Source organism: Streptomyces sp. LS1784 (assembly GCF_020103755.1).
Classification (GTDB): Bacteria; Actinomycetota; Actinomycetes; order Streptomycetales; family Streptomycetaceae; genus Kitasatospora.
On the sequence record NZ_JAHSQD010000036.1, the window covers coordinates 23,237 to 31,103 of the forward strand.

Genomic DNA, 7,867 nt, shown 5'->3' on the forward strand with positions numbered 1-7,867 from the left:
GCCGCCCGATGGCCGAGACCCCCGTAGACCCGCCCGGCCTGGACCTGACCCGCCTCCGGTCCCACCTGGAGCGCGAGCTGCCCGGGACCGTCCATGGGCCGCTGCGGGCCGACCTCATCGAGGGCGGCCGCTCGAACCTCACGTACGCGCTGAGCGACGGCGCCTCCCGCTGGGTCCTCCGGCGCCCGCCGCTCGGACACGTCCTCGCCACCGCGCACGACATGGGCCGCGAGTACCGCGTGATGACCGCGCTGCGCGACACCGGCGTCCCCGTACCCCGCACCCTTCTGCTCGACACGGACACCGACACCCTCGGCGCGCCCTGGTACCTCATGGAGTACGTCCAGGGCACCGCACACCGGGACGCCGCCCCACTGGCCGCCCTCGGCGAGCAGCGGGTGCGCGCACTCGGACAGCGCCTGGTCGACACCCTCGCCGGCCTGCACCGGATCGACCCCGCCGCCGTCGGCCTCGCCGACTTCGGGCATCCGGACGGCTACCTGGAGCGCCAGCTGCGCCGCTGGTCCAAGCAGCTCGCCGCCTCCCGCAGCCGCGACCTGCCGGACCTGGACCGGCTGCACGACCTGCTCGGCCGGCGGCTGCCCGTGTCCCCCGCACCCGCGCTGGTGCACGGCGACTACCGGCTCGACAACGTCCTGGTCGACGAGGGCGACACCATCGCCGCCGTCCTGGACTGGGAGATGTCCACCCTCGGCGACCCGCTCACCGACGTCGGTCTGCTGGTGATGTACACCGAACTCGCGGGCGTCGGCGGCGGCATCATCCCCTCCGCCATGACCGCCCCCGGCTTCCCGAAGCCCGACGAGATCGTCTCCTCCTACGCCGACGCGACCGGCCGCCGGGCGGAGGACCTCGACTGGTACGTCGCCTTCGCCTCGTTCAAGCTCGCCGCCGTCGCCGAGGGCATCCACTTCCGCTTCCGGCAGGGCCGCACCCTGGGCGCCGGCTTCGAGCGCGCCGCCGAGATGGCGCCGATCCTCGCCCGGCACGGCCTGAGCACCCTCAAGGAGAACTGAACACCGATGGACTTCGCCTACGACGCCCGGACGAACGAGCTCCGCGAGCAGCTGCTCGCCTTCATGGACGAGCACGTTCACCCCGCCGAGCCCGTCCTCGCCGCCCAACTCGCCGACCGGGACCGCGATCCCTGGGCCATCCCCCCGGTCGTCGCCGAGCTCCAGGCCGAGGCCCGCAAGCAGAACCTGTGGAACCTCTTCCTGCCCGGCGAGCTCGGCGCCGGCCTCACCAACCTCCAGTACGCCCCGCTTGCCGAAATCACCGGCCGCAGCATCCAGTTGGCCCCGCCCGCGCTCAACTGCGCCGCGCCCGACACCGGCAACATGGAGCTGCTCGCCCAGTTCGGCAGCGCCGAGCAGCGCGAGCGCTGGCTGCGCCCGCTCCTGGACGGCGAGATCCGCTCGGCCTTCGCGATGACCGAGCCCGAGGTGGCCTCCTCGGACGCGACCAACATCGCCACCCGGATCGAGCGGGACGGCGACGAGTACGTCGTCAATGGCCGCAAGTGGTACATCACCGGGGCGATGAACCCCGCCTGCCGGATCCTCATCGTGATGGGCAAGACCGACCCGGCCGCCGAACCGCACCGGCAGCAGAGCATGCTGCTCGTCCCGCGCGACACCCCGGGCGTGACCGTGAAGCGCGGCATGACGGTCTTCGGGTACGACGACGCCGACCACGGCGGCCACGCCGAGGTGCTGTTCGAGGACGTCCGCGTCCCGGTGGAGAACCTGATCGGGGAGGAGGGCGCGGGCTTCGCCATCGCCCAGGCCCGGCTCGGCCCCGGCCGCATCCACCACTGCATGCGCGCCATCGGCATCGCCGAACGGGCGCTGGAGCTGATGTGCCGCCGGGCCAACGAGCGGGTGGCGTTCGGGAAGCCGCTGGCCGAGCAGGGCGTGGTGCAGGACTGGATCGCCGAATCCCGGGTCCGCATCGAGCAGTTGCGGCTGCTGGTGCTGAAGACGGCCTGGCTGATGGACACCGTCGGCAACCGCGGTGCGCACACCGAGATCCAGGCGATCAAGATCGCCACTCCGCGCACCGTCGAGTGGATCCTCGACAAGGCCGTCCAGGCGCACGGCGCGGCCGGCGTCAGCCAGGACACCCCGCTCGCCCAGCTCTGGGCCGGCAACCGCACCCTGCGGCTGGCCGACGGCCCCGACGAGGTGCACAAGCGCTCGCTGGCCCGGAGGGAACTGCGGCAGTACCGGCGCTGACCCGTAAGGGTGTGATACCCGGGTATTCAGGGGCTGGTTGGCCCCCTGGTATGACGGCCGCGGCCCGTCCCCGACCGTAGTGTCCTGCGTGTCCGATCGATCGGAACACGGAGGGACATCATGGGAATTCCGGGACGGGCCGTGGCGGCGGTCCTGCTGGCGGCGGCGACGGCAGTGGGCACGACAGGTGCGGCCGGAGCGGCCGCGGTGACGGGGGGCGCCGGCCCCGGACGGCAGGCCCGGGCCTGGCTGCCGGAGCCCAGCGGGCCGTACCCGATCGGGACCACCGCGCTGCACCTCACCGACGCCGACCGGGAGGACCCGTGGCACCCCGGGCAGCGGCGTGAGCTGATGATCAGCCTCTGGTACCCGACCTCCCACCCGGCCGTCGGCGACGACCGCGCCCCGTACATGGAGCCCGCCGCCGGGCGGCACTTCGACGGCCCGGACGGCGTCGGCCTGCTCAACTACGGCACCGAGCCCGGCCGCACCGACTGGTCGGCCATCCGCACCCACGCCCGCAAGGACGCCCCGGCGCTGCCCGGCGGACCGCGCCCGGTCGTGCTGTACTCGCCCGGCCTCGGCGACCCGCGCACCTGGGGAACGGCGCTGGTCGAGGACCTCGCCTCGCGCGGCTACGTGGTGGTCACCGTCGACCACACCTACGAGGCCTCCGAAGTCGCCTTCCCCGGCGGCGACCTGGCCCCCTCGGTGCTCCCCGGCATGCTCGGGCAGCCCGACCTGGACATCGGCGCGGTACTGCGCAAGGCGATGGACACCCGGGTCGCCGACACCCGCTTCGTACTGGACCGGCTCACCGAGCTGGGCGGGCAGCCCGGCCTGCCCGCCGGGGTGGCCGGAGCCCTCGACCTCGGCCGGATCGGCATGGTCGGCCAGTCGGCGGGCGGCTTCACCGCACTCCAGACCATGCACGACGACCCGCGGATCGCGGCCGGGATCAACATGGACGGGCAGATGCACTTCCCCGGCTCCGACGGCCACACCGGCGTCTTCCTGCCCAGCGTCGCCGAGGAGGGCCTGAACCGCCCGTTCCTGCTGATGGGCACCGGAAGCGACGACTCCGGCAGCTACCGCAACCAGCCCGGCTGGAACGCCCTGTGGCAGCACAGCACCGGCTGGCACGCCGACGTCACCCTCACCGGCTCCCGCCACGGCTCGTACACCGACGCCCAGCCGCTGCTGCCGCAACTCGCCCGCCAGGGCGTGCTCAGCGCCGAGCAGCTGCGCAAGGACGTCGGCGACATCCGCCCCGGCCGCGCCGAACTCGCCACCCGCACCTACGTGGCGTCCTTCTTCGACCGCTGCCTGCGCGGCCAGGACGACCACCTGCTCGACGGGCCGTCGGCGCGCTTCCCCGAGGTGGCGTACGAGCGTTAGCGGACCGGGGCGGCGGCGGGCGGAGTCCCGGCGCCGACCCCTTCCGGATGAGCCGAGGACGGAAGGTCCCCCCGGGCGGTGAATTGCCGTCAGGGGACCTCACCGAAGGGCCGGTCGCGGATTCCGAAACAGCATTCCCCATCGTATTCAGTGAATGACTACACGCGTTGATCCCATTTCATCAACGCCGCTTGACCTTCTTGGACACGCTTCTTAATCGTTCCTTACCCTGCGCCGTTGACCGGTGTTCATCAGCTCTGCTTTCCTTCTTGCCACGCAGGCGGCAAAGGGCCGACGGGCAGTCAATTCCGGGTGTGCGAATGAATTCGACCGGAACCGGCCCCGACGGAATCCGCCGCCGGCCCTTCCCCACAAAGGGATCGTTCCCGGCCCCCCGAGGCCGCGGGCGATCGGCAGAAGAGAGGCACCCTCACCCATGGGTCACTCCCCCAGGACCGGACGCGCGAGGTACGCGGCGCTCACCGGAATAGCGTCGCTCGCGCTCGCCGCCGCCGGCTTGGCCGGCGCGGCCGGTCCGGCCTCCGCGCAGGGCATCTCCAGCTCGCAGGGCAGCACCACGAACGAGTTCAACCCCTGGAGCCCGCAGAACGGCCACCCCTACCGGCACGGCGCGGTCCCCGGCATGTCCCAGCACGAGAACTACAAGAAGTGGCTCGCCGCCCACAACCAGGCCGCGGCGACCGGTCAGCAGACGCTGTCGTACGGCGGAGGCGTCGACGGCATCGGCGTGCAGAGCGGGCACTCCAAGGTCTACCTGGTGTTCTACGGCAACCAGTGGGGCACCCAGACCACCGACGCCAACGGCAACGCGAAGTTCTCCAACGACTCGGCCGGTGCCGCCGGTGCCACCCAGCAGATGTTCAAGGGCATCGGCACCAACGGCGAGACCTGGTCGGCCGACCTGACCCAGTGGTGCGACGGCCCCAACGTCGCCACCGGTGCCGTGAGCTGCCCGTCCAACGCCAACTTCATCCCGTACCAGAGCGGCGGCGTCCTGTCCGGCGTCTGGTACGACAACGCGGCCGCCTCGCCGAGCCAGGCCAGCGGCAACCAGCTCGCCCAGGAGGCCGTCAAGGCCGCCGGCCACTTCGGCAACACCACCGCCGCCGCCAACCGGGACGCGTACTACATCGTCCTGTCGCCGCACGGCACCAACCCGGACGACTACCAGAACCCCACCACCGGGTACTGCGCCTGGCACGACTGGAACGGTGACACCACCCTCACCGGCGGTGCGGCGAGCTCGCCCTACGGCGACATCGCCTTCTCCAACCAGCCGTACAACATCGACGCGGGCTCCAACTGCGGCGTCGGCTTCGTCAACTCGCCCGGCACGCTGGACGGCTGGACGATGACCCTCGGCCACGAGTGGCACGAGATGATGTCCGACCAGAACCCGGCCGGAGGCTGGACCAACCACGTCTCCGGCAGCAGCTACAACGGCCAGGAGAACTCCGACGAGTGCGCCTGGATCCAGCCCGGCAGCACCGGCGGCGCCGCCAACGTCTCCTTCGGGTCCTTCGGCAGCTACGCCGAGCAGGCCAGCTGGTCCAACGACACCAACTCCTGCGCGATCTCGCACGCCATCCTGACCCACGGCAACACGGTCACCGTCACCAACCCGGGCAACCAGAGCGGCACCGTCGGCACGGCGGCCGGCCTGCAGATCAACGCCACCGACTCGGCCACCGGCCAGACGCTGAGCTACTCGGCCACCGGCCTGCCGGCCGGCCTGTCGATCAACTCCTCGACCGGCCTGATCTCCGGCACCCCGACCGCCGCCGGCACCTCCAGCGTCACGGTCACCGCCACCGACACCACCGGCGCTGCCGGCAACACCACCTTCACCTGGACCGAGTCCACCAGCGGGGGCGGCGGCAACGCCGTCACCAACGGCGGACTGGAGACCGGCAACCTGTCCGGCTGGACCACCGTCGGCAGCACCTCCGCCACCACCTCCGCCGCCCACAGCGGCAGCTACGGTGCCATGGTCGGCTCCACCGGCCCGACCGGGGACTCCTCGATCGCCCAGACCTTCACCGCGCCGACCGGCTCCAGCAAGCTGTCCTTCTGGTACAGCAACACCTGTGACGACACCGTCACCTACGACTGGGCCACCGCCACCCTGAAGGACAACACCACCGGCACGACCACCACGGTCCTGGCCAAGACCTGCACCACCACCGGTACCTGGACCAACAAGACGGCGACCGTCACCCCGGGCCACTCCTACACCCTCACCCTGAGCAACCACGACGACAACTACCCGGGTGACCCGACCTACACCTACTACGACGACGTGACCGTCTCCTGACCACCGCCTCGCCGAACGCACCGGGGTGGGCCCAGCGCCCACCCCGGTGCCGTTTCCGGTCCGAGTGCCGTCCGGCGGGATCCGGACCGGCCGCCGGTGCGTCGAACCGGAACCCCTGGAACAACGGCAAGAGGAACCACCGTGAACCCGAGAAGACCCGCCGCCCCGGCACTCGCCGCCGCCCTGCTCACCCTGGCCGCCTGCGCCTCCACCGGAACGGGCCCGTCGACGCCCACCGCCACGTCGGCCGCCCCGAGCCCGGCGACGGTCACGGTGGACGAGCACGCCGACCACACCACGGTGAAGGCCGCCGTCGGCACGACCGTCACGCTCGCCCTCCACAGCACCTACTGGTCCGCCGCGACCAGTTCCGCCCCCGACGTCGTCACCCCGGACGGCGCCCCGACCACCGCCCCGTCCCCGTCCTGCCGCCCCGGCGGCGGCTGCGGCACCGTCACCGCCTCCTTCACCGCCCGTGCCCCCGGCACCGCCCGCCTCACCGCGACCCGTACCAGCTGCGGCGAGGCCCTCAACTGCCCGCCCGAGCAGCGCGGTTACGAAGTCACTGTCGACGTCTCCGGGTGAGCCCCGGACCCTGGCGGATCTCCGAGCCGGGGTCGGCCTCCGTCCTCGGCAGTCGCACGCGGGTGGATGTCGGCGGCTTCACGACCGGCCGGTCGAAGGCGTTTCGACGCGCGGGAGGCCGCTCCCCGTCATGCGAAATTCACAGACCGGGGTCTACCCGCATAGACAGCGGTAGGTCATCATGGTGCGATGCCGGTTCTCGAAGCCCGCTCCTCGTTTCCCTGGAACCGCGGGCGGTGGGGCCGGACGGATCGGTCGGCCCTCGCGCCGGAGCACTGCCGCGTCACAGCACTTCGTACGACCCCTTCGTCCGGGCCGGTTCCGTCGGCCCGGCGCCGGACTTCCCGCCCTCCTGCCGAGGCGCGGCAGGATCCGGGGGTCCAGTCGGATGCACGTCATCCTCACCGGGAGATGCAGATGAAGCCACGCACCGCAGCCACCGTCGTCGCCCTGGCCCTGGCCGGCCTCGCCGTCTCGGCGCCCACGGCCGGCGCCAGCGGTACCAAGCTGTCGCAGTCGACGGCCGCCAGTCAGTTCAGTAGCGCCGGCATCACGTGGAGTTCCAGTGGGGGCTGTACCACCAGGTCCAACTCCACCTGCACCTCGTTCGAGCAGATCAACTCGGGGACGGTGAGTGCCATCATCACCCTCAAGCAGGCCAGCGGCTGTGCCATCAACATCACGGGCGGGACCGAGGTGGGCCACGCCTCCGGCACCTACAGCCACTACAACGGCTACAAGGTCGACATCGCCCGCAGTTCCTGCATCGACAGCTACATCCAGAACAGCTTCACCTACGTCGGCTACCGGGGCGACGGTTACCCGCAGTGGAAGGCCGCATCGGGCAACCTGTACTGCAACGAGGGCAGCCACTGGGACATCCTCATCTACTGACGCCGACCCCGGGTGCCGGGCGCCGACCCCCGAGGGGCGCGCCTATGCCTCGGCCTCGGCCTCGGCGACCCACGCGGGCAGGGCTTCGCGGCAGGCCAGCCACTGCGTCGGGACGTCCGCGAGGCCGGTGCGGGCGGCGACCACTCCGCCGGTGATCGCGCAGGTGGTGTCCACGTCACCGAGCCCCTCGGCGGTGGTCCAGAGGGCGTCGGTCAGGCTGCCCAGGTGGTGCGCGGCGGACCACAGCGCGAACGGGACGGTGTCGCTCGCCCGGATCCGCTGCCCGTTGCCGAGCAGGTCGGCCGCGCGCCAGGGCTCGGTGTCGGCGGGCAGGTCGGCGGCCCGGCTCACGCCGTCGCGGACCGCGCCCCGCGGGGTGCGGTCCGCGACCTCGGCC

The 7,867-nt window shown here is 71.9% G+C and carries 7 protein-coding genes; 6 read left to right on the forward strand and 1 reads right to left on the reverse strand.

The annotated features are described in order from the left end of the window. Positions 1 to 8 precede the first annotated feature (8 nt). The 6 genes from KS423_RS07455 to KS423_RS07480 all read left to right on the forward strand — a co-directional run bounded on the left by KS423_RS07455 (position 9) and on the right by KS423_RS07480 (position 7,470). The gene (locus KS423_RS07455) at positions 9 to 1,037 is read left to right on the forward strand and encodes a phosphotransferase family protein (RefSeq protein ID WP_224276383.1); all 1,029 of its coding nucleotides are present in this window, start codon (positions 9 to 11) and stop codon (positions 1,035 to 1,037) included. Positions 1,038 to 1,043: 6 nt separating this feature from the next. Further along, positions 1,044 to 2,258 carry an acyl-CoA dehydrogenase family protein gene (locus KS423_RS07460; protein ID WP_224276385.1) on the forward strand — a complete coding sequence of 405 codons (1,215 nt, stop codon included), beginning with the start codon at positions 1,044 to 1,046 and terminating at the stop codon, positions 2,256 to 2,258. A 120-nt stretch (positions 2,259 to 2,378) separates the two neighbouring features. Continuing rightward, positions 2,379 to 3,656: an esterase gene (locus KS423_RS07465; protein WP_224276387.1), complete on the forward strand. Its 1,278-nt coding sequence runs from the start codon at positions 2,379 to 2,381 to the stop codon at positions 3,654 to 3,656. Positions 3,657 to 4,092: 436 nt separating this feature from the next. After that, positions 4,093 to 5,991 carry an Ig domain-containing protein gene (locus KS423_RS07470; protein WP_224276389.1) on the forward strand — a complete coding sequence of 633 codons (1,899 nt, stop codon included), beginning with the start codon at positions 4,093 to 4,095 and terminating at the stop codon, positions 5,989 to 5,991. Positions 5,992 to 6,132: 141 nt separating this feature from the next. Then, positions 6,133 to 6,576, forward strand: coding sequence for a protease inhibitor I42 family protein (locus KS423_RS07475; RefSeq protein ID WP_224276390.1), 444 nt, complete (start codon positions 6,133 to 6,135; stop codon positions 6,574 to 6,576). A 411-nt stretch (positions 6,577 to 6,987) separates the two neighbouring features. Beyond that, positions 6,988 to 7,470 carry a hypothetical protein gene (locus KS423_RS07480; RefSeq protein WP_374119913.1) on the forward strand — a complete coding sequence of 161 codons (483 nt, stop codon included), beginning with the start codon at positions 6,988 to 6,990 and terminating at the stop codon, positions 7,468 to 7,470. 42 nt (positions 7,471 to 7,512) lie between these two features. Here KS423_RS07480 and KS423_RS07485 read toward each other — a convergent pair. Continuing rightward, positions 7,513 to 7,867: ADP-ribosylglycohydrolase family protein (locus KS423_RS07485; RefSeq protein WP_224276394.1), on the reverse strand; the 355-nt coding region annotated here is incomplete at its 5' end.

Bases quoted from the DNA above. Each gene is read 5' to 3' on its own strand.
- KS423_RS07460 (WP_224276385.1), top strand. From the start codon at position 1,044: ATGGACTTCGCCTACGACGCCCGGACGAACGAGCTCCGCGAGCAGCTG.
- KS423_RS07455 (WP_224276383.1), top strand. From the start codon at position 9: ATGGCCGAGACCCCCGTAGACCCGCCCGGCCTGGACCTGACCCGCCTC.
- KS423_RS07470 (WP_224276389.1), top strand. From the start codon at position 4,093: ATGGGTCACTCCCCCAGGACCGGACGCGCGAGGTACGCGGCGCTCACC.
- KS423_RS07480 (WP_374119913.1), top strand. From the start codon at position 6,988: ATGCAGATGAAGCCACGCACCGCAGCCACCGTCGTCGCCCTGGCCCTG.
- KS423_RS07465 (WP_224276387.1), top strand. From the start codon at position 2,379: ATGGGAATTCCGGGACGGGCCGTGGCGGCGGTCCTGCTGGCGGCGGCG.